The organism is Arthrobacter sp. B0427-1-12 (assembly GCF_059092905.1).
The window spans coordinates 139,706-164,142 of the sequence record NZ_JBNHIC010000002.1 but is presented as its reverse complement, the minus strand read 5'-3'; the positions used below and the strand labels follow the sequence as shown (position 1 = coordinate 164,142).

The window sequence follows — 24,437 nt, the reverse complement described above, 5'->3', positions numbered from 1 at the left end:
TTACCCGGATGAAGGACTCGCTCGTTATTATGGGGAACACTGTGGTACTCATATCTCTTGTCGCAACTCACACCGATGTCGACCTGGAAACCGTCGCCCGCCTCAGTGCCGGCGCCTCCGAGGTCGCTTCATCCGTGCTCGACGACGGTCAGGCCCTCAAGGGCGCGGTCGTTCTGGCGACCTGCAACCGCTATGAGATCTACTGCGAAGCTCCCTCCGAGGATGAGGTCGAGGCCGCGCGGTCGGAAGTAATCGCGCAGATCAGCCGCCAGTCCGGAGTTCCCGAAGACCGCGTCGCCCGCGCGTTCGGCACCCTCACCGGCGAGGCCGTCGCCAAGCACCTGTTCACCGTCGGCGCGGGCCTGGACTCCGCCGTCGTCGGTGAACGCGAAATCGCGGGCCAGGTCCGGCGCGCGCTGATCGAAGCCCAGGACCAGGGCACGGCCAGCGGGGCGCTGGTCCGCCTGTTCCAGACCGCGTCCCGGACTGCCAAGGAAGTCGGCGCCCAGACCGCACTCGGCAGCCGCGGCCTTTCCGTAGTGTCAGTGGCGCTGGAACTGGCCACCGACATCTCCGAAAGCCCGGACTGGTCAGCCAAGAACGTTGTTGTCTTCGGAACCGGCGCCTACGCCGGGGCAACCATGGCCCTGCTGCGCGAACGGGGCTGCAGCAATATCTCCGTCTACTCCTCGTCCGGCCGCGCCGGGACGTTCACCGCCACCCGCGGCGGCACCGCCCTCACGGCGGAAACCCTTCCTGCAGCCCTGGCCGCCGCCGATGTGGTGATCGGCTGCAGCGGAAGCGAGAACCGGGTGGCGGCGGCCGACATTGAACGCGTCCGTGCCGGCGCCGGCAAGCCGCTGATCGTCATTGACCTGGCCCTGACCCACGACTTCGACCCCGCCGTCGGCGAACTGGCCGGCGTCGAGCTCATCACCCTGGAATCCGTCCGCCTGGCCGCTCCGGAAGAGCAGTCCGAATCCCTGCGTCAGGCCAGCAAGATCGTCGACAAGGCTGCCCGGACCTTCGCCGAACAGCAGCAGGCACGCAGCGTGGACTCCGCCATTGTCGCGCTGCGCCAGCACACGCTTTCCGTGCTCGACGCCGAACTGGAGCGCGTCCGCGCCCAGCATGGCTGCACCGGGCCCGCGGAGGAAGTCGAATTCGCGCTGCGGCGGATGGTCAAGCAGTTGCTCCACATTCCCACCGTCCGGGCGCGGGAACTGGCCGCCAACGGCCAGCAGGCCGCGTATATCGCCGGTCTGGAAGCGCTCTACGGCATCACGGTAGAGGAGCGGTCCGCTGCGGCAAAGACCGCTGCCGATACAGCGTCCACAGCGGAAACCGCGTCTGCAGCCTGCCCGGTGGACCACGCTGCCCTGGCCGACGCAGCCAAGGGCGCCTGAACCTGCCCAGTACAGCGACTGGCCCAGCACTGCGACCTGCTCAGTACAGCGGCTTGGCCGGTTCGATCTGCCGGACCCAGTCCGTGATCCCGCCGGAGACGTTGAAGACCGATTCGTAACCGTGGTCCAGCAGATAGGACGCCACTTCCGAGGAGCGCACCCCCGACTTGCAGTGGATGTACAGCTCCTTGCCCCGCGGCAGTTCCCGCTCACCGGCAAGGATTCTACCCTTGGGCACCAGCACCGCGCCGGGAATACTGACAATCTGGTGTTCGCCCGGTTCGCGCACGTCGATGAGCTCGAAATCCCGTTCCCCGCGCTCCCGTTCGGCCAGCAGCTCCTGCAGCCGCGCCACCGTGACCGCGGGAAGCTCGCGTGCGGTTCCGGCCGCGGGCAGGCCGCAGAACGCCTGGTAGTCCACCAGTTCGGTGATGGGCTGCGCCTGAGGATCCTTGCGCACCCGGATCTCGCGCCAGCTCATGTCCAGCGCGTTGAAGATGAGCACCCGGCCCAGCAGGGTGCGGCCAGTGCCGGTGATCAGCTTGATGGCCTCATTGACCATCACGGAGCCGATCTGCGCGCACAGCACGCCCAGGACCCCGCCCTCTGCGCAGGACGGGACCGAGCCCGCGGGAGGGGCCTCCGGATAAAGGTCGCGGTAGGTGGGACCATGCTTTTCCCAGAAGACACTGACCTGGCCGTCGAAGCGCAGGATGGAACCCCAGACGTACGGCTTGCCCAGGATGGCGGCGGCGTCATTGACCAGGTAGCGGGTGGCGAAGTTGTCCGTGCCGTCGAGGATCAGGTCGTAGCCGGCGAAGATCTCCAGCGCATTGGAGGAGTCCAGATGCACCTGGTGCAGCTGCACGGAGACCAGCGGGTTGAGCTCAAGGATCGAGTCCCGCGCCGACTCGGCTTTGGCCCGGCCCACGTCCGATACCCCGTGGATGACCTGGCGCTGCAGGTTGGAGGTATCCACGACGTCGTCGTCCACGATCCCGATCGTGCCCACCCCGGCAGCGGCCAGGTACAGCAGGGCGGGAGACCCGAGACCGCCTGCGCCCATGACCAGCACCTTGGCGTTCTTGAGCCGTTGCTGGGCCGCCATGCCGAACTCGGGAATGATCAGGTGCCGGGAATAGCGTTGCGTCTCTTCCTTGGTGAGGCCGTCGGCCGGCTCCACCAGGGGCGGAAGGCTCAGGGGTTCGTTACTGCTCATTCCTTCAATCTATGCCCCGGCATGGCACAGGGGAAACTGCAGCATACGCGGCCGTTATTACCCCCGGGTAAACTGAATCAAAGCGCCGGCATCCGGCACGTTCCGTGAAAGGCAAGTCATCGTGACTACAGAAGCCCGGCCCAACGGCAAGGCAACTCGGCTCCCCCGGGAGGAACGGCGCCGGCAGCTGCTGCAGGCAGCCCGCCAGGTCTTCGTCGCCAACGGCTACCACGGAGCCGCCATGGACGAAATCGCCGAGACTGCCAAGGTCAGCAAGCCAGTTCTCTACCAGCACTTCCCCGGCAAGCGGGAACTGTACCTGGCCCTGCTGGACAGCCACCTGGCCCAGCTGACCGGGCTGCTCACGGATGCCCTCAATTCCACGACGGACAACAAGGAAAGAGTCCGCGCCACGATGCGCGCCTACTTCGAGTTCGTCGCCCAGGACAGCCAGGCCCACCGGCTGATCTTCGAATCCGATCTGAACAACGATCCGGAGGTCAGCGAGCGGCTGGAGGCCTTCAATCTCGCCTACACCGATGCCATTGCCCGGGTCATTGCCGAGGACACCAGCATGACCCAGCCGGAGGCCACGCTGCTGGGCCGCGGCCTGCTGGGAATGGCTCAGGTCAGCGCCCGGTTCTGGCTTGAGAAGGACGGGGATCTTGACCTGGGGGTTGCCAGCGACCTCATCTACCGTTTAGCTTGGCGCGGAATCAGTCGTTTCCCGAAAGAGACTTAGAGTAGATTTCGTCGGGACGACAGTTCACAACACAGGAGGCACCAAGGGTGGAAATCAAGATCGGCATTCAGAACGTGGGCCGGGAAATCGTCTTCGAGTCGGAGGAGGCTCCGGAGGACGTCGCCGAGATCGTCTCCAAGGCCATGAACGGCGGCGCCGAACTCCGCCTGAAGGACTCCAAGGGCCGCATGGTCATCGTCCCGTCCAACGTTCTTGGCTACGTCGAGATCGGCGCCGAAGAGGCCCGCCGCGTGGGCTTCGGCGCCCTCTAGCGGGAGCAGAGGTCCGGCCGGACATGCTTGAACTGACGCTGGTCGCAGCGGTGGCGGCGGCAGCGGGCTTCCTCTGGTGGGGCCTGGACCGGCACCACCGCAGCTATGGGGTGCTGCTGGTGCCGGGTATCGCCGTCGCGGCTGCCGTGCTGCTGTGGATCATCCTGGTGATGTCCGGCCTGGCCTCCCAGCCGCGGATCTTCTGGCTCAGCTGGCTGATTCCCATGGTTGCCGGCGCCGCCGCAGCGGCCATAGCGGGACTTTTCCTCGGGCGGCGCCGGTCCCGGGCCGACGTCGCCCGCCTCAACGCAGCCCTGCGCCTCTGATCGTCAGGCCTCCGGCCTTCTCGGTCTGCGGGCCTGCCCAGCCGAAGCTCAGCCGGAAGCCGGCAGGTTCTTCTCGTCCGGCCCGTGGCCGTGCTCGGTGCACAGGCAGAAGCGGTTTCCGTCAGGGTCGGTGACGACCGTGAACATCGGGGCCTGCCCCGCATCCAGCCGGCCGCCGGCCTCCGCCGCCTGCTCCAGGACCGGGGCGATGTCGCTCTCGCTCCAGTGGATATCAAGATGCAGCCGGTTGTCGCTGGGGGTGTCCGTCTGCTGGAACCAGACTGTGGGTCCGCGGCCGAACGGATCCATCAGGTCCCCGAACCGGCCGGCCTTGTAGCCCAGCGCCTTGCGCCACAGCTCCGAGAGCGCCGCCGGATCTTTGGCGTCGATGCCGATCTCGACCGTACGGCTCCTGGCCGGCTCGGCAACCGCCCCGAGGACCGCCGCGGCCCTGCCGATGGAACTGGCCGCGGTGATGTCCCGGCTGGTCACCTCGCTGCCGGCGTCGTGCGAGGTCAGCGTGATGAACACCCGGTTGTAGCGCCAGTCCAGGTCCGGGTGGTGGTTCAGTTCCTCCGCAATGTCCCCGGCCGCTGCTATCAGGTTCAGCGCCTTCCGGGCGCTGTCCAGCTTGTACACCGTATACAGGCTGCCCAGCCGGTACCGCCAGTCCGGCAGTTTCTTCAGTTCCTCGTCGATCGCCGTCCGGGTCAGGACATCCTGTGCAGAACCCATTGAAAGCGCCTCCCGCCGTCCCGCAGCCGGGCGCCGCCCCAGGCCGCTCCTAGAGGTCCGGACGGCCTTCCGTCTGCGACGAGGCCAGGGCATGCTGGCGTTTGGGAATGCGTCCGGCTTGCGCGGCCAGCCTACCGCCGATCACCGCATGTTTGAAGGCCTCGGCCATCCGGACCGGATCCTGGGCGCGGGTGACCGCGGTAGCCAGCAGGACGGCGTCGCACCCCAACTCCATCGCCAGGGCGGCATCCGAGGCGGTGCCGATGCCGGCGTCGAGCACCACCGGCACCTGCGCCCGCGCGACGATCAGTTCGATGTTGTGCGGATTCAGAATGCCCAGGCCGGTCCCGATCGGCGCGCCGAGCGGCATGACCGCGGCGGCGCCCAGCTGCTCCAGCCGGCGCGCGAGCACGGGATCGTCGTTGGTGTAAGCGAACACCTTGAATCCGCGGTTCACCAGCATCTCGGTGGCGTCCACCAGTTCGACGGCGTCCGGCAGCAGCGTCTGCTCGTCCGCGATCACCTCCAGCTTCACCCAGTCCGTCTCCAGCGCTTCCCGGGCCAGCTCGGCGGTCATGACCGCCTCCCGCGCGGTGAAGCAGCCGGCGGTGTTGGGCAGCACGCGGATATTGTGTTCCAGCAGCAGGTCGAACAAGGAGCCGCCCACTTCGGGGCTGTACCGCCGCATGGCCACCGTGGTCAGTTCGGTCCCGGATGCCACCAGTGCCGCACCCAGCCCGTCGAGGCTGGGCGCGCCGCCGGTGCCCATGATCAGGCGCGAGTCCAGTGCGACGCCGTCGATCACCAGGGCGTCGGTGCCGGCTTCCTGCTGGGTTTCCGCTGTGGTTCCGCCGTTGATGCTCATTCCTTAGCCTCCCTGTACCGCGGTGACGAGTTCGACGTCGTCACCGGCCTTGATTGCCGTTGCCGCCCAGCTGCCGCGCGGCACGACCTCCGAGTTCAGCGCCACGGCGACGCCGAGCCGCGCTCCGTCCTCGGGCTGTCCGCCGGGGTCCAGCGGCCGTCCGGTCACGCTGGCCACCAGGTCGAGCAGCATGGTGCCGCTGTCCACCGCGTGTGCTTTGCCGTTGAGGGTGATTGTCATGATGTCGCTCCAGACGTTGCCGTGACAGGGTTCGAGGGATGGGAAAAGCGGTCGGGCCGGAATTGACGGTGTGCCGGGTCTGCCGGTTTGCCGTCGACCAGGTCTGCGCAGATGCGTGCGGCAATGGGTGCCAGAAGGACGCCGTGGCGGAAGAACCCGGTGGCGATGATCAGCCCGGGGACATCAGCCCGTCCCAGCAGCGGTGCGTTGTCCGGCGTTCCCGGGCGGGCGCGGCACGTCGCCTCGAGCAGTTCCAGCTCCGCTACGGCCGGCACCAGCTGCTGGGCATCGCGCAGCAGCTCGTAGACCCCGCCCGCGGAAACCGCGGCGGACCCGTCCTCGCGCTGGGTGGCTCCGATGACCACGGTGCCGTCCTCGCGCGGGACCAGGTACGCGGGCAAGCCGCGTACCAGCCCCCGCACGGTCGCGGTGACCAGCGGACGCAGGTGCTCCGGCACCGCCAGGCGCAGGATGTCGCCGTAGACCGGCCGCAGCGGCAGTTTCAGTCCGTCCGGCAGCCCGTCCAGGCCGGCCGCTCCCAGTCCGTTCGCCAGCACTACCTCGTCCGTTTCGATGGTGGCACCGCCGGCCAGCCGGACGCCTGTGACCGTGCCGGACTCGTTCCTGAGCAACCCCGCGGCGCTGGCAGGCACGAGGTCGGCCTGAGGATAATGCTGCAAAGCGGCCAGCAGGGCGGCCGCCAGGCGGCGCGGATCCACCTGGTGGTCGTCCGGAATGCGGAAGACGCCCGAAAGCTGCGGCCCCAGCATGGGCTCCTGCCGGCGGGCCTGGCGGACAGTCAGTTCTTCAACCTGCAGGCCCTGGACCAGCTGGGCTTCCTTCAGGTCGGCGAGCGCCCGGCGGTCCGCGGCGTCAAGGCCCACGACCAGGGTTTCGGTGGCCAGGTAGCCGGTCCGCTCCCCCGTCTGCTTCTCCAGCGCCGCGGTGAATTCCGGATACAGGCCGGCAGAGGCACGGGTGAGCGTGAGCAGGTTTTCTTCCTGGTAGTGCAGCTCGCTCACGGCCGCCAGCATCCCCGCGGCGGCGTGCGTGGCCCCCTGCGCGGGGGCCTGATCGATGAGCGTCACGCGGTGGCCGCGGCGGATGGTCTCCCAGGCAATGGCCAGACCGATGACTCCGCCGCCGACGACGGCGACATGTGCAGACATTGAAATGATCCTTCCCTACGCCGGCATGACCCGGATCAGGTGAAACGGTCGGCGTCGAACGCCCTCTCAGCCCTGGCAGGTACGCGGTGCGCTCCAGGCGCATCCCGCACCGCGGGCTCCCGCAGTGTCCCCCAAGTCTACGGCCAGTCGGGCGGCGCACGCCAAGGCAGCCGGCTGGACGGGGCATCCCGTAACCTAGGAACCATGTCTTTGGATCCCGCCGCTCTTGATTCGGCGTCGCTTGCTTCGGCGTCGCTTGCTTCCGCCCAGCTCTATCTGTGCACCGACTCCAGGCCCGCCCAGGACGATTTTGAACAGTTCGTGGACGCGGCCTACGCCGGGGGCGTGGACATTATCCAGCTGCGGGACAAGCAGATCGACCCGGCCCGGGAGCTGGAGCTCCTCGACGTGCTGAGGACCGTGGCCGGCCGCCATGGCAAGCCGTTCGCGGTCAACGACCGCGCGGACATCGCAGCACTGTCCGGGGCAAGCGTCTTCCACGTCGGCCAGGAGGATCTGCCCGTTGCCGCGGCACGGCGGCTGCTGGGACCCGATGTAGCCATCGGGCTGTCCACCCATACGCCTGCGCAGGCGGCGGCTGCCATGGATGCGGCGGAGCTGGACTACTTCTGCACCGGCCCGCTCTGGGCCACGCCCACCAAACCCGGCCGGGCCGCCGTCGGACTGGAACTGGTGGCCTCCACGGCACGCCGGCAGGCCGAAACCGGCTCGGTGCGCCCATGGTTCGCCATCGGTGGCATCGACCATTCGAATGTGGAGCAGGTGGTCGACGCCGGGGCGCACCGCATCGTCGTCGTCCGCGCCATTACGGAAGCGGAGGATCCCGCGGAAGCCGCACGCACCCTCCGCGCCCTGCTCCCCGGACTGCTGGCAGTTCGCTGAACTTCAGGCAGTCAGGCCCAGCGCGTGCATCCGGCGTGAATGATTGGCGGTGAGCCGGGACAGCAGCGGCGCCACGGCGTCCGAGTCCTGCTGCGCTCCCTTGCCGGCCTGCATCAACTCTCCCAGGAATGAGCGTTCGACGCCGATCCGCTGGGTCTGGATCAGGGCCTCGCCCACCAGCCGCCGGCCCCAGAGCGCGAGCCTGGAGCCGAGCGCAGGATCCTCCGCCAGGGCAGTGCGCAGCCGGCCGAGCAGGACGTCGCCCTGTTCCTGGTCATGGATCCGGTCAATCAGTTCCCTGGTGTCCGGGTCCAGCCGGTCGGCGACGGTGCGGTAGAAATCGGCGGAGATTGCGTCGTTGACGTAGGCCTTCATCAGGGACTCATACCAGTCCCCCGGCCGCGTCCGCTGATGGTAGGCATCGATGGCCGGCTGGAACGGTGCCATCGCTGTTTCGACGTCCGCACCCATCCCGGCCAGCCGCTCGCTGACCAGCTCATAATGCCGGAATTCGGTCACCGCCATCCGGCCCAGCGTGGCCCGGTCATGGAGCGTGGGTGAGAACCGCGCATCGAAGGAGAGCCGCTCGAAGGCGGACAGCTCGCCGTACGCCATGACGCCGAAGAGATCGGCGAGGAACCGTCGGTAGCCGGCGTCCGCGAGCCGGCACGCCGCTGCTGAGGGCACTGTTGTCATGCTTCCAAGCGTACCTGCGGTGAAACGACGGTACGCTAAGGTTTGTGCCGTACTCACATCTCGATGTCCGGGTCGGCAGGCCGCAGCACGTGCTGGCACAGTCGCTGCGCGACCTGCGGACCGAGCTGGGACTGCAGGCTGAGTTCCCGCCGGAGGTCCTGCGGGAGGCGGAGCAGTCCGTCGCGCGGCACCAGCTGCCCGAATCCGACTTGACCGGGCTGCATTTCGTCACCATCGACCCTCCCACCTCCACGGACCTGGACCAAGCGCTCTACCTTGAACGCAAGGGCACCGGCTACCGGGCCTGGTACGCGATCGCGGATGTGCCATCCTTCGTCCCTGCCGGCGGCGCCCTCGACGCGGCGACACGCCGCCGCGGCCAGACGGTCTACGCCCCGGATGGACGGATCCCGCTGCATCCGGAAATCATCAGTGAGGATGCCGGCAGCCTGCTGGCCGACGAAATTCGCGCTGCCTTCGTCTGGGAATTCGAGCTGGACCCGGCTGCAGAGGTCCTCTCCACCCACGTGCGGCGCGCCCGGGTCCGCAGCGTGGCCAAGCTAAACTACCAGGAAGTCCAGCAGGACATCGACTCCGGCGGCGCGCCCGAATCCCTCATGCTGCTGGAGGAAATCGGCCTGAAGCGGATCGAACTGGAACGCAAACGGGGCGGCGCGAACCTGAACATGCCGGAACAGGAAATCGTGCACGACGGCGAACACTACTTCATCGTGGCGCGTCCGCAGCTGCCGGTGGAGGACTGGAACGCGCAGATCTCCCTCATGACCGGCATGGCCGCTGCCCAGCTCATGCTTGAAGGCAAGGTCGGAATCCTGCGCACCATGCCGAAGGCCGACGAGCAGGCCGAAATGCGTTTCCGCCGCCAGACGGAGGCGCTGGGGCACCCTTGGGGGGACGGGCTGCCCTACGGCGACTACCTGCGCACCCTGGACGCAACGAACCCCAGGCATCTGGCGCTGATGCATGCGGCGGGCTCGCTGTTCCGCGGGGCGGACTACACACCGTTCGACGGCGAGCTGCCCGAGGACTCGATCCAGGCCGCGATCGCCGCACCGTATGCCCATACGACGGCGCCGCTGCGGCGCCTGGTGGACCGCTTCGTGCTCGTGATCTGCGAGGCCCTGTGCGCCGGCCGGGAAGTGCCGGCGGCGGTCCGCGCCGCGCTTCCGCTCCTGCCCGGCCTGATGGCGGCCTCGGACCAGCTCGCGTCCCGGCTGGACCGCGGGGCCCTCGACGCCGTCGAAGCGGCGCTGCTGAGCAACCATGTGGGCCAGGAATTCGACGCCGTAGTCCTGTCCGGCTCCCGCCCCGGCCGCAACGGAAACGGCAACGGTAACGGAACCGACGCCGGCGCTAACGCGAACGGGAACGGGAACGGGAACGGGAACAACGGCCGGAACGGGTACAAACCCTCCGGCGTCATCCAGCTCACGGAACCGGCGGTCACAGCCAAGTGCGACGGCGTCATGGAATCCGGCACCCACGTCCGGGTCCGGTTGCTGACCGCGGACATCGTCAAACGCCGGATCCGCTTCGAACTGGTCTGACGGACGGAATAACACATATGACGGGCGGCAAACAGGGCAGGGGGCTATTGCCGGTAGAATGGAAACCGTAGTAATGGATGCCCGGTCGTCAGTATCAGTTGTTATGACCCGCAAACCTACGCGATCTTGAATTCTTCAGGAGCCGGCACTGTTTCCCATCCAGTGCCTGCTTGCAGTTGTAAGCCCGCGATCGGCTTCCACTGGATGCGCCATGCTTCCGCCCCGCTCCGAGCGGACCCGGCTGACGGGGCCACCCGTTGAGCCTGGGGCGGGACGGCGCCTAACCGAACGGTAATTTTAGTTGAATACAGAGAATCCCACGGTGGATGACCAGGTCCTGGACCACCATCTCCACGCCGACAACAGCGATGACGAAATAACAGTGGAAGAGTCGCTGGTCAGCGACGAAGCCCCGCACGAACTGCCCGAGCAGACCTTCACCGATTTCAACGTCCGCCAGGACATTGTCGAATCGCTGGCCGATGCCGGCATCACCCACCCCTTCCCCATCCAGGCCATGACGTTGCCCGTGGCGCTGTCCGGACACGACATCATCGGCCAGGCCAAGACCGGCACCGGCAAGACCCTCGGCTTCGGTATTCCCGCGCTGCAGCGGGTCATCGGCCCGCAGGACGAGGGCTTCGACAGGCTGCCCGCTCCCGGAGCCCCGCAGGCTCTGGTCATCGTCCCCACCCGTGAACTTGCCGTGCAGGTCGCCAACGACCTCGGCACCGCCTCCCGCAAGCGCAATGCGCGGATCGCCACGATCTACGGCGGCCGCGCTTATGAGCCCCAGATCGAGGCCCTGGCCAAGGGCGTGGAAGTGGTGGTCGGCACCCCGGGCCGGCTGATCGACCTCTACAAGCAGAAGCACCTGTCCCTGAAAAACGTGAAGATCGTTGTCCTGGACGAAGCGGACGAAATGCTGGACCTCGGCTTCCTCCCCGACGTGGAGACACTGCTGGGTGCCACGCCGGAGGTCCGCCAGACCATGCTGTTCTCCGCGACCATGCCCGGTCCGGTCATCGCCATGGCCCGCCGCTACATGACGCAGCCGACGCATATCCGCGCCGCGGATCCGGACGACGGGGGCATGACCAAGAAGGATATCCGGCAGCTGGTCTACCGGGCACACAGCCTGGACAAGGACGAGGTGGTGGCCCGCATCCTGCAGGCCCGCGGCCGGGGCAAGACCATCATCTTCACCAAGACCAAGCGCACGGCGGCGAAGCTGTCCGATGAACTGGTTTCCCGCGGATTCGCAGCCGCTGCCATCCACGGCGACCTGGGCCAGGGCGCCCGTGAGCAGGCCCTGCGTGCCTTCCGCAGCGACAAGATCGATGTCCTGGTGGCCACCGATGTCGCCGCCCGCGGCATCGACGTCGACGACGTCACGCATGTCATCAACTTCCAGTGCACCGAGGATGAGAAGACCTACCTGCACCGTGTGGGCCGCACTGGCCGCGCGGGCAACAAGGGCACGGCGGTCACTTTCGTGGACTGGGAGGACGTGCCCCGCTGGTCCCTGATCAACAAGGCCCTGGGCCTGGATGTACCGGAACCGGTCGAGACCTACTCCTCCTCTCCGCACCTCTACACCGACCTGGACATCCCGGAGGGCACCAAGGGACGGCTGCCCAGGAGCAAGCGGAAGCTGGCCGGTCTGGACGCCGAGGCGATCGAGGATCTGGGCGAAACCGGGAAGAAGCCGGGTGGGTCCCGGACTGGGGTCCGGTCGGGCGACCGCCGGGGCGGCCGGTCCGAAGGTTCCCGCAGCGAAAGCTCACGTTCCGAGGCAAGCCAGCGCCGCCGTCGTCGTCCCGCCGCGGGTTCGGGCGAGTCCGCGGCCGCTGAGGCCGGTGCCGCGCAGGCCGGTGCCGCGCAGGCCGCCCAGGCCGAGGCCACCGGCGACGCTGGAACGCCGTCGCGTCCGCGGCGGAGCCGCACCCGCACACGGCGCCGCAACGGCGAGGTTGTGAACAAAGCCGACGGCGGCAGCGCGCCCGAGGCGGAGGCGTAGCCGCCTCCATGGGGGAATCTGTCTGGGCGCCGGACGGCAGCAATCTGGTAGTGCACGCGGACAACGCGCAGTTCCTGCCCACGCTGCCGGACGGCGCCTTCACACTGATCTACGTCGACCCGCCGTTCAATACGGGCAGGGCCCAGCGGCGCCAGCAGACCACCATGGTCCGCAGCCTCGACGGTGCGGGCGACCGGATCGGGTTCAAGGGCCGGTCCTATTCGACGCTCAAGGGCACGCTGCACAGCTACGACGACGTCTTCGAGGACTACTGGGCGTTCCTGGAGCCGCGGCTGGCGCAGGCCTGGCGGCTGCTGGCCGACGACGGCACGCTCTATGTCCATCTGGACTACCGCGAGGTGCATTACGCCAAGGTGCTCCTGGACGCGCTGTTCGGCCGGGAATGCTTCCTCAATGAGATCATCTGGGCCTACGACTACGGCGGCCGCGCCAAGAGCCGCTGGCCTGCCAAGCATGACAACATCCTGGTGTACGTCAAGGACCCGGCCAAGTACCACTTCGACAACGCGGAGGTGGACCGGGAGCCCTATATGGCGCCCGGGCTGGTGACGCCGGAGAAGGCGGCCCTGGGCAAGCTCCCCACGGACGTCTGGTGGCACACCATCGTCTCCCCCACCGGCAAGGAAAAGACGGGCTATCCCACCCAGAAGCCCGAGGGCCTGCTACGGCGGGTGGTGGCGGCGAGCAGCCGCACGGATGACTGGGTGCTGGACTTCTTCGCCGGCTCCGGCACGCTCGGTGCCGTGGCTTCCCAGCTGGGCCGCCGCTTCGTTTGCGTGGACCAGAACCCGCAGGCCATCGAAGTGATGCGCCGCCGCCTGGACGGGGTGGCCGACGTCGTGGGCTCCGGCAACGAGTGAAGGCCGGCAGCGCGTAAGAGCCGGCAAAGACTGAAGGCCGGTGGACGATGTCCACCGGCCTTCAGTGCCCGATCCGGAGCCTAAATGATGTCCCGGCCTTCCTTCCGAGCCTCATACCAGTCCTTGAAGAACCCCTTGCAGATCATGAACAGGGTTCCTGCCACGATGACGGGCCAGACCAATACGTACAGCGTGAGCCAAAATGTCTCCACGGTTTTCTCCTTACTTACTTGCCGGCAGCGACGGCGGAATCAAGCTCTGCGGCGGTCCGGTTGTCATAGTCGCCGACGCGCTGCTTGATGAGCTCGAAGTCGAACGGCTTCTTGTTCCGGACGGACATCAGGAAGCAGATCGCGGTGCTGACGGCGTAGGCGACCAGCGATCCGGACAGCACCTCATAGTCGTGCAGGAAGCCGATGACGAACGGAGCCGAAACCACGGCACCCACGGCGCCGATAATCCGGCCCGCCTTGATTCCGAAGAAGCCGAAGCTCATTAGGCCCAGGACCACGCCGACGCCGATGACGGACAGGAAGTCGACGATAATGCCCGTGGCACCGTCCATCGGAATCCATTGGAAACGGACCGGGATGAACACCGCCAGTGCCACAATGACGGCAACAGTGAAGGCCTTGTTGGTGACCTTGTCCCAGTAGAAGCTGGCGATGACCGGGAACACCAGGCAGCCCCACAGCGCGCCGACGAAGACCAGCAGGTCAAGGATGTCCATCTGTCCGCTGGCAAAGTACAGCGCCGCGGCCGTGGCCACGATCATGGTGACGCGGCCGATCAGCAACATGGTCTTCGGGTTGGCCTTCTTCTTGGCCAGGTGCTTGCCGTAGACGTCCGCCATCATGATGGAGGACAGCGCGGACAGGTCCGAATCCGCTGTCGAGGACAGCGAACCGAGGATCATGATGAAGAAAACGCCGAGCAGGATCGGGGTCAGGAACGTCGACGCCATCTGCGGAATCAGGTTGTTCACGTTGCCATCGGCAGGCTCCATCCCCAGGTACAGGGCCAGCACGCCGAGCATGCCGATGCCGATGATGGTGGCGCCGTAGCCGATGGTCGCAGTGACGAACGTCCGCTTGATCAGGTCCTCGCGGACGGCGAAGAGCCGCTGCGCGATGGTCTGGTTGCCGATCGCGTAGGCCAGCACGGCGGCGATGTACGGCGCGCCCTGGTTGAGGAACGCCTCGCCGGAGAAGAAGTTGCCCTGTTCGGCCGTCAGGTTGCCTGCGCCCTGCTCAAAGATAGCCGGGCCACCGGCGGCAAAGAAGACCACTGGAATGATGATGACGACAGCGCCCAGCATGGCCACGACTTGGGCAAAGTCAGTGAGCACCGAGGCGCGGAAGCCGGACCACAGCGTGTACAGCAGGACGCCGGCCGCCACGGCGATGACGCCCTGCCCGAAGCTGAACGGGGACAGCAGCGCCACCAGCGCACCGCCGGCAATGAAGTTGGAGGTCAGGCTGATGACGCTGCCCACGAGATTGGAACCGGCCAGCAGCAGTTGGCTGGAACTGCCGTGCCGGGCGTGCATGACCTCGGCGAGGGTATGCGCTTTGGGCGCAACTTTGCGGATCCGTCTACCGAAGGGGTAGATGAACAGGATCATCAGGGCCCCCCAGAGGCCGTAGTGGATCGGCCCCGAGATGCCGTAGGTGTACCCGGAAGTGGCTGAGGCGTACATGGACGACGCCCAGATCCAGGTGGCTGTCATGCTGGCTGCGGACACTCCGAAGCCGATGTTGTTGCCGGCGGTCATGTAGCCGTCGGCGTTCTCCTTCTTCTTCCCGATGAATGTGGACATCAGGAATGTGCCGCCATAGAACAGCACGAGCAGTGCAATCACGGTCCAGCCGCTGAGCTGGTAGAAGCCACCTTCCGGTGCCATTCTTTTCCTCTCGTCAGGGCAGGCTCACCGGCGCCCGCCGCATTTTTGCGCGCGCCGGCCGTCCAAGGCACTACTTCACGTGGCCGGCGGGCGGCGGTCAGCCGCGGGCAGGCCGAAAAACCCGGTGAGGGATTCAAGGCGCGCAGTCCCGCCCGGCTCCGACGCCGGACCATCAAACACCGCTGTGCCACGACAGGAGCAGACACCGGGCGTGCCGCAATTGCGCGGCCCTGCGCCCGGTCAGGCAGTGGTTGTCCATCAACCACGCACGGGACGAGGATGCTTTGGACTGCGGTATTCCGGCTCAAATGCATCGGAAAACTTGCCGCAGGCAAACATCAGCAATGGAAGGAGCTTATCAGGAGCGGGCGGACCAGCTCCGGCCGGGCCGGCTGAGCGGCAGCCACTGCAGCGCCAGGGCGGCGGGCGACAGCCGGGATTCCGGGCGGAAATTCCGCGTCCCTACCCGGATTCCGACGGCGCCGAGGCTGGCTTCCGTGCCGGGCAGAACCGTTATCCACCCGTTATGCCAAAGCGGAAACAGCGCAGCGTCAGGGACGTACGACGGCGGTTCCGGTACCTTCAGCTTCGATCCTCGCCAGAGCCTCCGGTGAGGTCAGGTGCTCCCCCAGCAGGTTCGGCTTGCCCGCGCCATGGTAGTCGCTGGATCCGGTAATGATCAGGCCGGCCTCGGCAGCAAGGCCGCGGAGCCACGTCTTGCCCTCTTCGGAATTGTCGCGATGGTCGATCTCCAGGCCGGCCAGGCCGGCGTCGATCATTTCACGGAAGGTATGCTCCGCCACGACGCGGCCGCGGGACGAGGCCAGCGGATGGGCGAAGACCGGTACGCCGCCGGCCTCGCGGATGAGCCGCACGGCCACTACCGGATGCGGCGCGTAGTGCGTCACGTAATAGCGGGAATGGGACGTGAGGATGCGCGCAAAGGCCTCGCTGCGGTCGGACACCACGCCAGCGGCCACCAGCGCGTCCGCGATGTGCGGCCGTCCCACCGTGGCCCCCTCCCCGACGTGTTCATGCACGCCGGCCCAGGTGATGGGAAAATCCTCGGAGAGCAGCTCCACCATACGTTCCGCCCGGGTCAGCCGTGCGTCCCGGGCTTTGCCGATTTCCTCGAGCAGTCCGGCATGCGCGGGGTCGTGCAGGTAGGACAGCACGTGGACGCTGATGCCTTCCTCGGTCCGGCAGGAGACCTCCATGCCCGGCACGAACGTCACCCCGTGTTCACCGGCCGCCGCTGCGGCCTCCTCCCAGCCGGCTGTCGTATCGTGGTCGGTCAGCGCCATGACGTCCAGTCCCGCGGTCCGTGCCTCGGCAAGCACCACCGCCGGCGGCTCTGTCCCGTCTGAAACGGTGGAATGCGTATGCAGGTCAATCCTCACTGTTCCAATGTACGCGGCCTTGCATGCTGCCGGGCTCATGCCGCGCGCACGCCGCAGCCCGGGCCTGCGCCGGACGTTTGGCTGCCTCCGGGCCCGGTGAGACGATAGACGGGTGAGTACAGACGCGAATGGCAAGACAACCTCGAACCTCGACGAACCGCTCTCCGAAGACCAGCCGCTGGCCGACCGCGGAAGCAACCGGTCCCAGCGTCCGGAATCGGACGCGTTCAAGGCTTTCATGGCAAGCAACTGGGCCCCCGCCTCACACGACCTCCCTGCTGAGGCGTCCGTGGCCCCATACGCAGCCCGCCGACGTCGTGCCATTTCCGGTCTGTTCCCCGGCGAGCGCCTGGTCATCCCGGCCGGCCCGCTGAAAGTCCGTTCCAATGACACCGACTACCGTTTCCGGCCGCATTCCGGATTTGCGCACCTGACCGGCCTGGGCCTTGACCATGAACCGGAGGCCGTGCTGGTCATGGAGCCAACGGAGGAAGGCGCCGGCGACGACGGCGGCAACCACCGGGCCACGCTGTACTTCCGCGAACTGGCAGGACGGGACACCGACGAGTTCTACGCCAACGCCCGTTACGGCGAGTTCTGGATCGGCGCCCGGCTCAGCCGGGCGCAGATGCAGGCACGGCTGGCCCTGCCCACGGCTGACCTGGACGACCTGGAAACCGCGGTCACCAAGGATGCCGGCGTGACCTACATCGGCGGCATGTCCATCCGGCTGCTGCGCGAAGTCGACCTCAATGTGGACGCCCTGGTGGATACCTCGCGCATCAATACCGGGGTCGATCTGGAGCAGGCCGACGCCCTGGACGCCAAGCTGGCCGAGGCGCTGTCCGAATTGCGCCTGCTCAAGGATGAGTGGGAAGTGGCGCAGCTGAAGATCGCCGTGCAGGCCACGGTCGACGGTTTCCACGAGGTGGTCAAGGCACTCCCCCGGGCCATCAGCCACGAACGCGGCGAGCGCGTTGTCGAGGGCGCTTTCTTCGCACGGGCACGGGAAGAAGGCAACGATCTTGGCTATGACACCATCGCAGCCTCCGGCAACAACGCCACTGTCCTGCACTGGATCCGCAACAATGGTCCGGTCCGCCCGGGCGACCTGCTGCTCCTGGATGCGGGGGTCGAGGCCGACTCCCTGTACACCGCGGATGTGACCCGCACCCTGCCGGTGAGCGGCAAGTACACCGACGTTCAGCGGAAGATCTACCAGGCCGTGCTGGATGCCGCCAACGCCGGTTTTGCCGCCGCGCAGCCGGGCCGGAAATTCCGCGACGTCCACGCCGCCGCCGTCGAAGTCCTGGCCCAGCGGCTGGACGAGTGGGGACTGCTGCCGGTCCCGCTGGAAGAAGCGCTCTCCCCTGAAGGCCAGCAACACCGGCGCTGGATGCCGCACGGTACGAGCCACCATCTGGGACTCGACGTCCACGATTGCGCCCAGGCCAAGCGCGAGCTGTACCTGGACGGGATCCTCACCGAGGGCATGGTCTTCACCATCGAACCGGGGCTGTACTTCAAGGCAGAAGACCTGGCGGTGCCCGCTGAGTACCGGGGCATCGGGGTGCGCATCGAGGACGACATCCTCATGACCGCCGACGGCCCGGTGAACCTCAGCGCGGCCTTGCCCCGCGCGCCCGAGGACGTCGAATCCTGGATGGCCGGCATCTTCAGCCCCACCGGCGAATAGCCCGCTGCCCTCGGCTGAGTCAGCAGGTCACGCACGTCCGGGCGCGTATTCGTGCGTGACCTGCTGACTCAGGTCTCCTGGTCCCGGCGCGGTGCTTCCGGACCGTGGGCGTTGTGAACCGACTCTTCCCCGCTGCCATCCCCATGCTCCCCGTGCCGGGACGTTCCCTCGGCCGGCGGCGGTGCCGGCGATTCGGCGGGCAGCCGGACGCCGTACTGCGGACGGCCGTCCGGCAGGTCGGGAAACGTGCCGCGCGGGGGCGCAGCCTGCTGCTGCCCTTCCGGCTGGCCGGCCCCCTGCGGAGCCCCGGACACAGCACCCTGCCCGCCATACGGATCTTCCCAGCCGGCCGGGCGTACCGGAGCGTCGGGCTGCTGGTGCGGGTCCTGCCAAGGCTGCTGCTGGTACGGCGGCTGCGCGCCTGGGCTGGCTGCTCCGCCCATCGGCAGTTGCGCCAGCAGGCGGCGGGCCTCGGCGGAGACCTCCGGAGCCACAATGACGTCGTAGCTCGTCGCGATCACCTGGCTGGTGGAGGTGAAATCACGCTTGCCGCGCTGGAATGCATAGGCGATGACCCCGAACAGCAGCCAGAACACGGCTCCGAGGGCCATCGAAGAGACCACGGACAGATACGACGTCTGCCCGCCGAAGAGCATCAGAATCAAACCCACAAAGAAACCGAACCACGCGCCGGTGGCCGCGCTGGACAAAGCCACGCGGGGGTAGCTGAGCCGGCCGGTCACCCGTTCCACGGTCTTGAGGTCATTGCCGATGATGGACACGTTCTCCACCGGGAACTGCTGATCGGCCAGGTAGTCCACTGCCTTCTGCGCGTCCAGGTACGACGCGTAGCGGCCTATGGTCTCACCTTTGGGCAGTGCCCGGCCTTCATCGCGGGACGGCGTGCGGCCAAGTAGGTTCGACATATTTCCATTCTTCCCCACTTCAGTTCCCGAAGGTGGGTATATCGCTGGAAGTGAACGGCCGAACCGGGGCGGCGGTGGTCCCGCCGTTAACCGGCAGTTGACCGACAGTCGGCCCTTGGTTAATACGGCGGAACAGACCCCCACAAAGTAGCCTGTAAATGTGATCGCTAATCCAACCCGTGTGTTCGTCGCACGCCTGCTCGGCCTTGATGTGTTCGACCCCCTGGGTGACCGTCTCGGGCGGCTGCGTGATGCCGTCGTCCTGGACCGCGGACCGTTGCGGCCCCCGCAGGTGGTGGGCCTCGTGGTGGAGATCCCGGGCAAGAAGCGTGTCTTCGTACCGATGACTCGGGTTACATCGATGGACCAGAACCAGATCATCTGCACCGGACTGGTGAACCTGCGCCGCTTCGAGCAGCGCGGAGCCGAAATGCTGATGGTGGCGGAGCTCTTCGACCGCCGGGTCACCCTGCTGGACGGCAGCGGCGACGCAACCATAGAAGACATTGCCATGGAGAAGAACCGTTCCGGAGACTGGTTCGTTTCCCAGCTGTTCGTCCGGCGCGGACATTCGATGTCTCCGCTGCGCAGCCTGCGGCGTGGCGAAACGCTGATCGTGGACTGGTCCGATGCTTTCCACGGCGGGGAGGACGAACCCCAGGCAGCGACGCAGTTCGTCGCCACCCATGAGGACCTGAAGCCGGCGGACTTCGCCGAGGCACTCCACGATATGAGTGACAAGCGCCGCCTGGAGGTGGCCGTGGAGCTGCAGGACGAGCGGCTTGCCGATGTGCTCCAGGAACTGCCGGACAGCGACCAAGTCCAGATCCTGTCCTCCCTGGACGTGGAACGCGCCGCGGACGTTCTGGAGGAAATGGATCCGGACGACGCCGCCGACCTGCTGGCCGAGCTTCCCGAGGAGCAGAAGGAAGTCCTGCTGCAGCTGATGGAACCGGACGAAGCCATGGACGTGCGCCGGCTGCTTCAGTATGAGGAAAACACTGCCGGTTCCATGATGACGCCGGTGCCGGTCATCCTGCCGCCGGAAGCCACCGTTGCCGAGGCCCTGGCACATGTCCGGAGGGAGGATCTGACCCCCGCACTGGCTTCGGCGATTTTTGTCTGCCGCCCGCCTTTGGAGACTCCCACCGGCCGGTATCTGGGCGTGGTCCACATCCAGGCCCTCCTGCGCTATCCTCCGCCCGAGCCCCTGGGCAACATCCTGGACACGGACCTGGAGCCGGTCTCCGACCAGGCCGACGTCAGCGATGTCTCCCGGATTCTGGCTGCGTACAATTTGAATTCATTGCCGGTGGTCAACGATGCCGGTCGCCTGGTGGGGGCGGTGACAGTCGACGACGTCCTGGACCACCTGCTGCCCGAGGACTGGCGTGCGCAGGAAGACGATACGCCCATAGGTAAGCGAGGAGGGCGCAATGGCTGAGCGCAGGAAGGTAACGGCGCCGGGACTGGAAACCCCCCGGGCGGCGAGACAGAGGCTATTCCCGAGACTGACCCCGAATCCGGATGCCTTCGGCAAGGCCACCGAGAACTTCGCCCGCTTCATGGGTACTCCGCAGTTCTTGATGTGGATGACTGTTTTCTGCCTGGTCTGGCTCGGCTGGAACACCTGGGCCCCGGAAGCGTGGCGCTTCGACAGCATCGACCTTGGCTTCACACTGCTGACGCTGATGCTCTCGCTCCAGGCCTCCTATGCGGCTCCCCTGCTGCTGCTAGCACAAAACCGCCAGGATGACCGGGACCGGGTATCGCTGCGGGAAGACCGGCAGCGGGCCGAGCGGAATCTCTACGATACCGAATACCTGACCCGGGAGCTCGCCGCGCTGCGGATCGCGCTGCGGGACGTCGCCACCCGCGACTATGTACGCTCCGAGCTGCGTTCTGTGCTGGAGGAAATGCTCGAGGCCTCCGAGGGCGAGGTCAAGCTGTCGAAGTCCCGGAAGAAGGTGTCAGACGCCGCGGTCAGCTTGCCCAAAGTCCAGGCCAAGGAACCGGGGCCGAAGGCCAAGCAGCCGAAGCCCGGAAAGCAGCGCCCCGCCGACCCTGCCGGCGCGGTGCCCAGAAACCAACCCCCAGCGGAGAAGTAGAAGTTGACTACCACTGCCGACATCACCGCGGCCCTCGGCCGCGTCATCGACCCTGAACTGCGCCGTCCCATTACGGAACTGGGAATGCTGGAATCCGTGGATATGGACGACGACGGACGGGTCACCGTCGGCGTCCTGCTCACCATCGCCGGATGCCCGCTGCGCGCGACAATCACCCGCGATGTGGAGCAGGCCCTGGCGCCGCTGGACGGCGTATCCGCCGTCACTGTGAGGATGAACGTCATGTCCGCCCAGCAACGGGCGGACCTGAAGGAGCTGCTGCGCGGCAGCGGCCCGCAGCGCGGCATTCCCTTCAATGAACCGGGTTCGCTGACGCGTGTCTACGCCGTAGCCAGCGGCAAGGGCGGGGTCGGAAAGTCCAGCATCACCGTCAATCTGGCCTGCGCCTTGGCCGCGCAGGGCCTGCGCGTGGGCATTGTCGATGCGGACGTCTACGGATTTTCCGTACCGGGGCTGATGAACATCACGCAGGCACCGACGCGGGTGGATGAGATGATCCTCCCGCCGGTGGCCTACGGGGTAAAGGTGATCTCGATCGGAATGTTCGTCTCCGCCAACCAGCCTGTCGCCTGGCGGGGTCCCATGCTGCACCGGGCATTGGAGCAGTTCCTCACCGATGTTTATTTCGGCGATCTGGATGTCCTCTTCCTGGACCTTCCGCCGGGCACGGGGGACATCGCCATATCCGTGGCCCAGTTGCTGCCGCAGTCGGAGATCCTGGTGGTCACCACCCCGCAGAGCGCTGCGGCGGACGTAGCGGAGCGGGCCGGAGCGATCGCCCAGCAGACGGGGCAAAAGCTGGCCGGAGTCATCGAGAACATGTCCTGGCTGCAGCTGCCGACCGGAGAACGCCTGGAGGTCTTCGGAGCCGGCGGCGGGACGGCGCTGGCGGAGCGGCTGAGCCGGACGGTCGGCAGCGACGTCGAGTTGCTGGGCTCCGTTCCCCTGGATATTGCGCTGCGCGAAGGGGGCGATGCCGGCGCTCCGATCGTCCTCTCCGAACAGGATTCGGCGGCCGGCGAAGCGCTCCGGTCCATCGCCCGCGGTCTGGCCCGGCGCCCGCGGGGCCTGGCACGGCGTCCGCTGGGAGTCACACCGGCGTAGCGTAGGGGTTAGGTGGCTTCGCGGTCAAAGGGGGCGGCTTCCCCCGCGGCCAGGTGCTCGAACTGCCGCGGCGGAGCGCCTGCCGGCGCGGAGCCGGCTGCGCCTGTTGCGGCCGGCGACGGGGAAATGGCCGCCATGCCGGCGGCCGCCGCGGCGGTCTGCCCGCCTCCGGCGGCAGTTTTCTTCCCCGCGTCCGACCGGGGGCCCGCGCCGGGCTTCGCAAACGGGTTGGCGTCCTCCAGATCCTCCAGCAGCGCTTCCTTGATGATGCGGCGGGGATCGTACTGGCGGGGATCGAGCTTGCGCCAGTCGACGTCGTCGAATTCAGGGCCTACTTCTTCGCGGAGCTGTTCACGCGCTCCCGTGGCCATGCGGCGCAGTTCACGCACCAGACGGCCCAGCTGGGCCGCATACTGGGGAAGGCGCTCGGGGCCAAGCACCATGACGGCGATAATCGCCAGCAATATGAATTCCCCACCGTTAATTCCGAACACGAATGAAGACTACCTTTTCCCCTCAACCAGCGGCCACTTGAGACGCCGTACTCAGCCAATTCCGTCCGGCGACAGCATTTTTACCAGCCCGCGCTGGATCCGCTGAACCGGATCGGCGGGCTTGGGCTGCGGCACTCCGGCCAGCTGCGCCCGTTCCGTCACCACGATGCCCGCTACTGCCCGCGGCATCTCCGACACGGGCAGCGAGGAAGTTATGGTGTAGGTGACATCGTCCAAATCGAGCACGACCTGCCAGGGGCTGCCGGGCTTGGCCCACATTTCCAGTTCGGTCCCGCCGATCCGTTCGAACCCGTCGGCCGTCACCGAATGGGCCGTCACCGCGTTGACAGGCGGCCGCTGCGGATCGGCCGCCGGTTGTGACCGGCGCTGTTCGGTGATCGTCACCGACTTGGCGCCGTTGACCAGGACCAGTTCCAGCGCCGGTTCGCCGCCGATACGCACTGCCCGGGCGGAGTCCAGCCTGAACCCCATCCCCTTCAGTTCCGGACAGTTCCAGCCCTCGGTGCGCAGCGCTTCAATGTCCGCACCGGCCAGGGTCAGCCGTTGGAGGTCCATGATGGCGGACCAGCCTGAGGTAACACTGTTCGTGGAGCCTGCCTCCAGCGACGGCTCGCCCCCGATCATATAGGCACCCGCCAGCGTCGCTGCGGTGACGGCAACCAGTGCGCTGCCCACTGCGACGCCGGCCCTGCGCCCCGGCCGCACGAAGTGTCCGTCCCGGTCCTGCCGCCGCCCGGAGCCCCGGTACCGCAGCCGTTGGCGTGCAGCATCGGGCCACTGTTCCGGGGTGCCGTAACGGCCCTGGGGATCGGCACTGCCATGGATATCCGGCCGGCCGGCAGCGAGGCGGGTGCGCTCCAGGATCCGGTGACTGAGCTCGCTGTGCTGGCCTGGCACCGCCATGCTGCGCAGCCTGTGCTTGATCAGCCGATGCTGCTCCACCCGCTTCCGGCAGCGTTCGCACCGGGCCAGGTGGCGTTCCAGGCCCGCGACCTGGTGGACGGGAAGTTCGCCGTCGAGGTACTCAAGGAGGTGACGTTCGGGGTGAACCATCGGCATTCAGCTGATGCCGGCAATCCGGGACAGCTTCAGCCGCGGTGCGGCCGCCCGCGGCGGACGGGGATCCCGATGCGCGAGCTTTTCCCGGAGCAGGGTCCGGCCCCGGTGGATCCGGGAGCGGACGGTACCCAGCTTGACTCCCAGCGCCTCGGCAACTTCATCATAGGAAAGCCCCTCAAGGTCACAGAGCACGACGGCGGCACGGAAGTCGGGCGGCAGCTCCTCGAGGGCCGACTGGATGTCGATGTCAAGATTGTTGAATTCGAAGCTGCGCTCCGGTCCCGGCTGCAGGGTCGGCAGCCGGCTTTCGGCGTCCTCGGCCAGCCCGTCGAAGCGGATCCGGGTCTTCCTGCGGGCCTGGTCCAGGAAAAGATTCGTGGTGATGCGGTGCAGCCAGCCGTCCAGGGTCCCCGGCTTGAAATTCGCGAGCGAACGGAAGACCCTGACGAATACCTCCTGGGTGAGGTCTTCGGCGTCGAACTTGTTGCCGGTGAGGCGGTAGGCCAGCCTATAGACTTGGGGCGAGTAAGTGGTGACCACTTCCTCCCACGAGGGTGCCACCCAGGCGGCGTCGGGTGTCTGGGCTGCCTCCGCCACTGCTACCGTTTGAGTCCTGGACATCATTACTCCCCTCTGGGCCCGAGTAAGTATCTTCGCCGATCA

Annotated in this window: 25 protein-coding genes and 1 riboswitch; of the genes, 12 read left to right on the top strand and 13 right to left on the bottom strand. The window is 67.1% G+C overall.

Features of this window, described 5'->3' with window-relative positions; translation table 11 throughout:
- The first annotated feature begins 41 nt into the window (after window positions 1–41).
- Window positions 42–1,406: a glutamyl-tRNA reductase gene (locus AC5RWU_RS02995; protein ID WP_494028140.1), complete on the top strand. Its 1,365-nt coding sequence runs from the start codon at window positions 42–44 to the stop codon at window positions 1,404–1,406.
- Between the two features lie 40 nt (window positions 1,407–1,446).
- On the opposite strand, the gene moeB is transcribed toward AC5RWU_RS02995, so the two are convergent.
- Entirely contained in the window at window positions 1,447–2,625 is a 1,179-nt protein-coding gene (moeB, locus tag AC5RWU_RS02990; protein ID WP_494028020.1) for a molybdopterin-synthase adenylyltransferase MoeB, read from the bottom strand.
- A 121-nt stretch (window positions 2,626–2,746) separates the two neighbouring features.
- Here moeB and AC5RWU_RS02985 point away from each other — a divergent pair, with 121 nt between their 5' ends.
- The 3 genes from AC5RWU_RS02985 to AC5RWU_RS02975 are packed head-to-tail and all read left to right on the top strand — an operon-like array spanning window position 2,747 to window position 3,965.
- Window positions 2,747–3,367 (top strand): TetR/AcrR family transcriptional regulator, encoded by a 621-nt coding sequence (locus AC5RWU_RS02985; protein WP_494028021.1) that lies wholly within the window; start codon window positions 2,747–2,749, stop codon window positions 3,365–3,367.
- A gap of 47 nt (window positions 3,368–3,414) precedes the next feature.
- Entirely contained in the window at window positions 3,415–3,639 is a 225-nt protein-coding gene (locus AC5RWU_RS02980; RefSeq protein WP_494028022.1) for a DUF3107 domain-containing protein, read from the top strand.
- Window positions 3,640–3,662: 23 nt separating this feature from the next.
- Window positions 3,663–3,965 carry a hypothetical protein gene (locus AC5RWU_RS02975; RefSeq protein ID WP_494028023.1) on the top strand — a complete coding sequence of 101 codons (303 nt, stop codon included), beginning with the start codon at window positions 3,663–3,665 and terminating at the stop codon, window positions 3,963–3,965.
- 48 nt (window positions 3,966–4,013) lie between these two features.
- Here the strand turns inward: AC5RWU_RS02975 and AC5RWU_RS02970 are convergent, their stop codons facing one another.
- From AC5RWU_RS02970 to thiO, 4 genes are all read right to left on the bottom strand, one after another.
- Window positions 4,014–4,700, bottom strand: a complete 687-nt coding sequence (locus AC5RWU_RS02970; RefSeq protein WP_494028024.1) for a 4a-hydroxytetrahydrobiopterin dehydratase — start codon at window positions 4,698–4,700, stop codon at window positions 4,014–4,016.
- Window positions 4,701–4,749: 49 nt separating this feature from the next.
- A complete protein-coding gene (locus AC5RWU_RS02965) occupies window positions 4,750–5,565 on the bottom strand; it encodes a thiazole synthase (RefSeq protein WP_494028025.1) in 816 nt (271 codons plus the stop codon).
- Window positions 5,566–5,568: 3 nt separating this feature from the next.
- Window positions 5,569–5,805 carry a sulfur carrier protein ThiS gene (thiS, locus tag AC5RWU_RS02960; RefSeq protein WP_494028026.1) on the bottom strand — a complete coding sequence of 79 codons (237 nt, stop codon included), beginning with the start codon at window positions 5,803–5,805 and terminating at the stop codon, window positions 5,569–5,571.
- Window positions 5,802–6,974: a glycine oxidase ThiO gene (gene thiO, locus AC5RWU_RS02955; protein WP_494028027.1), complete on the bottom strand. Its 1,173-nt coding sequence runs from the start codon at window positions 6,972–6,974 to the stop codon at window positions 5,802–5,804. The genes thiS and thiO overlap by 4 nt, the downstream gene beginning before the upstream one ends.
- A riboswitch (TPP riboswitch) is annotated at window positions 6,970–7,107 on the bottom strand. It overlaps the preceding gene by 5 nt.
- 71 nt (window positions 7,108–7,178) lie before the next feature.
- On the opposite strand from thiO, the gene thiE reads away from it, so the two are divergent.
- Complete coding sequence (gene thiE, locus AC5RWU_RS02950) at window positions 7,179–7,877, top strand: thiamine phosphate synthase (protein WP_494028028.1); 699 nt, start codon at window positions 7,179–7,181, stop codon at window positions 7,875–7,877.
- Window positions 7,878–7,880: 3 nt separating this feature from the next.
- Here the strand turns inward: thiE and AC5RWU_RS02945 are convergent, their stop codons facing one another.
- The gene (locus AC5RWU_RS02945) at window positions 7,881–8,573 is read right to left on the bottom strand and encodes a ferritin-like fold-containing protein (RefSeq protein ID WP_494028029.1); all 693 of its coding nucleotides are present in this window, start codon (window positions 8,571–8,573) and stop codon (window positions 7,881–7,883) included.
- Window positions 8,574–8,617: 44 nt separating this feature from the next.
- On the opposite strand from AC5RWU_RS02945, the gene AC5RWU_RS02940 reads away from it, so the two are divergent.
- The 3 genes from AC5RWU_RS02940 (at window position 8,618) to AC5RWU_RS02930 (ending at window position 13,042) form a co-directional block, all read left to right on the top strand.
- Entirely contained in the window at window positions 8,618–10,141 is a 1,524-nt protein-coding gene (locus AC5RWU_RS02940) for an RNB domain-containing ribonuclease (protein WP_494028030.1), read from the top strand.
- Window positions 10,142–10,442: 301 nt separating this feature from the next.
- On the top strand, window positions 10,443–12,161 hold the full coding sequence (locus tag AC5RWU_RS02935) for a DEAD/DEAH box helicase (RefSeq protein ID WP_494036893.1): 1,719 nt from the start codon (window positions 10,443–10,445) through the stop codon (window positions 12,159–12,161).
- An 8-nt stretch (window positions 12,162–12,169) separates the two neighbouring features.
- Window positions 12,170–13,042, top strand: a complete 873-nt coding sequence (locus AC5RWU_RS02930) for a DNA-methyltransferase (protein ID WP_494028031.1) — start codon at window positions 12,170–12,172, stop codon at window positions 13,040–13,042.
- Window positions 13,043–13,122: 80 nt separating this feature from the next.
- Here the strand turns inward: AC5RWU_RS02930 and AC5RWU_RS02925 are convergent, their stop codons facing one another.
- The 3 genes from AC5RWU_RS02925 to AC5RWU_RS02915 all read right to left on the bottom strand — a co-directional run bounded on the left by AC5RWU_RS02925 (window position 13,123) and on the right by AC5RWU_RS02915 (window position 16,345).
- Window positions 13,123–13,254, bottom strand: a complete 132-nt coding sequence (locus AC5RWU_RS02925) for a putative transporter small subunit (protein WP_494028032.1) — start codon at window positions 13,252–13,254, stop codon at window positions 13,123–13,125.
- Window positions 13,255–13,268: 14 nt separating this feature from the next.
- Window positions 13,269–14,945, bottom strand: a complete 1,677-nt coding sequence (locus AC5RWU_RS02920) for a sodium:solute symporter family protein (RefSeq protein WP_494028033.1) — start codon at window positions 14,943–14,945, stop codon at window positions 13,269–13,271.
- Between the two features lie 551 nt (window positions 14,946–15,496).
- Complete coding sequence (locus AC5RWU_RS02915; protein ID WP_494028034.1) at window positions 15,497–16,345, bottom strand: PHP domain-containing protein; 849 nt, start codon at window positions 16,343–16,345, stop codon at window positions 15,497–15,499.
- A gap of 112 nt (window positions 16,346–16,457) precedes the next feature.
- Between AC5RWU_RS02915 and AC5RWU_RS02910 the strand changes: the two genes are divergently transcribed.
- Complete coding sequence (locus AC5RWU_RS02910) at window positions 16,458–18,041, top strand: aminopeptidase P family protein (protein ID WP_494028035.1); 1,584 nt, start codon at window positions 16,458–16,460, stop codon at window positions 18,039–18,041.
- 68 nt (window positions 18,042–18,109) lie between these two features.
- Here AC5RWU_RS02910 and AC5RWU_RS02905 read toward each other — a convergent pair whose 3' ends face one another.
- Entirely contained in the window at window positions 18,110–18,967 is an 858-nt protein-coding gene (locus tag AC5RWU_RS02905) for a YflT domain-containing protein (protein ID WP_494028036.1), read from the bottom strand.
- Between the two features lie 160 nt (window positions 18,968–19,127).
- Between AC5RWU_RS02905 and AC5RWU_RS02900 the strand changes: the two genes are divergently transcribed.
- The 3 genes from AC5RWU_RS02900 to AC5RWU_RS02890 are packed head-to-tail and all read left to right on the top strand — an operon-like array spanning window position 19,128 to window position 22,200.
- Window positions 19,128–20,411, top strand: a complete 1,284-nt coding sequence (locus AC5RWU_RS02900; protein WP_494028037.1) for a magnesium transporter MgtE N-terminal domain-containing protein — start codon at window positions 19,128–19,130, stop codon at window positions 20,409–20,411.
- Window positions 20,404–21,075, top strand: coding sequence for a DUF1003 domain-containing protein (locus AC5RWU_RS02895; RefSeq protein WP_494028038.1), 672 nt, complete (start codon window positions 20,404–20,406; stop codon window positions 21,073–21,075). Before AC5RWU_RS02900 ends, AC5RWU_RS02895 begins: the two co-directional genes overlap by 8 nt.
- A gap of 3 nt (window positions 21,076–21,078) precedes the next feature.
- Window positions 21,079–22,200 carry an Mrp/NBP35 family ATP-binding protein gene (locus tag AC5RWU_RS02890; RefSeq protein ID WP_494028039.1) on the top strand — a complete coding sequence of 374 codons (1,122 nt, stop codon included), beginning with the start codon at window positions 21,079–21,081 and terminating at the stop codon, window positions 22,198–22,200.
- Window positions 22,201–22,208: 8 nt separating this feature from the next.
- Here AC5RWU_RS02890 and AC5RWU_RS02885 read toward each other — a convergent pair whose 3' ends face one another.
- The 3 genes from AC5RWU_RS02885 to sigE are packed head-to-tail and all read right to left on the bottom strand — an operon-like array spanning window position 22,209 to window position 24,395.
- Window positions 22,209–22,694, bottom strand: a complete 486-nt coding sequence (locus AC5RWU_RS02885; RefSeq protein WP_494028040.1) for a twin-arginine translocase TatA/TatE family subunit — start codon at window positions 22,692–22,694, stop codon at window positions 22,209–22,211.
- A gap of 51 nt (window positions 22,695–22,745) precedes the next feature.
- Complete coding sequence (locus AC5RWU_RS02880) at window positions 22,746–23,768, bottom strand: anti-sigma factor family protein (RefSeq protein WP_494036892.1); 1,023 nt, start codon at window positions 23,766–23,768, stop codon at window positions 22,746–22,748.
- 6 nt (window positions 23,769–23,774) lie between these two features.
- A complete protein-coding gene (sigE, locus tag AC5RWU_RS02875) occupies window positions 23,775–24,395 on the bottom strand; it encodes an RNA polymerase sigma factor SigE (RefSeq protein ID WP_494028042.1) in 621 nt (206 codons plus the stop codon).
- Window positions 24,396–24,437 lie beyond the last annotated feature (42 nt).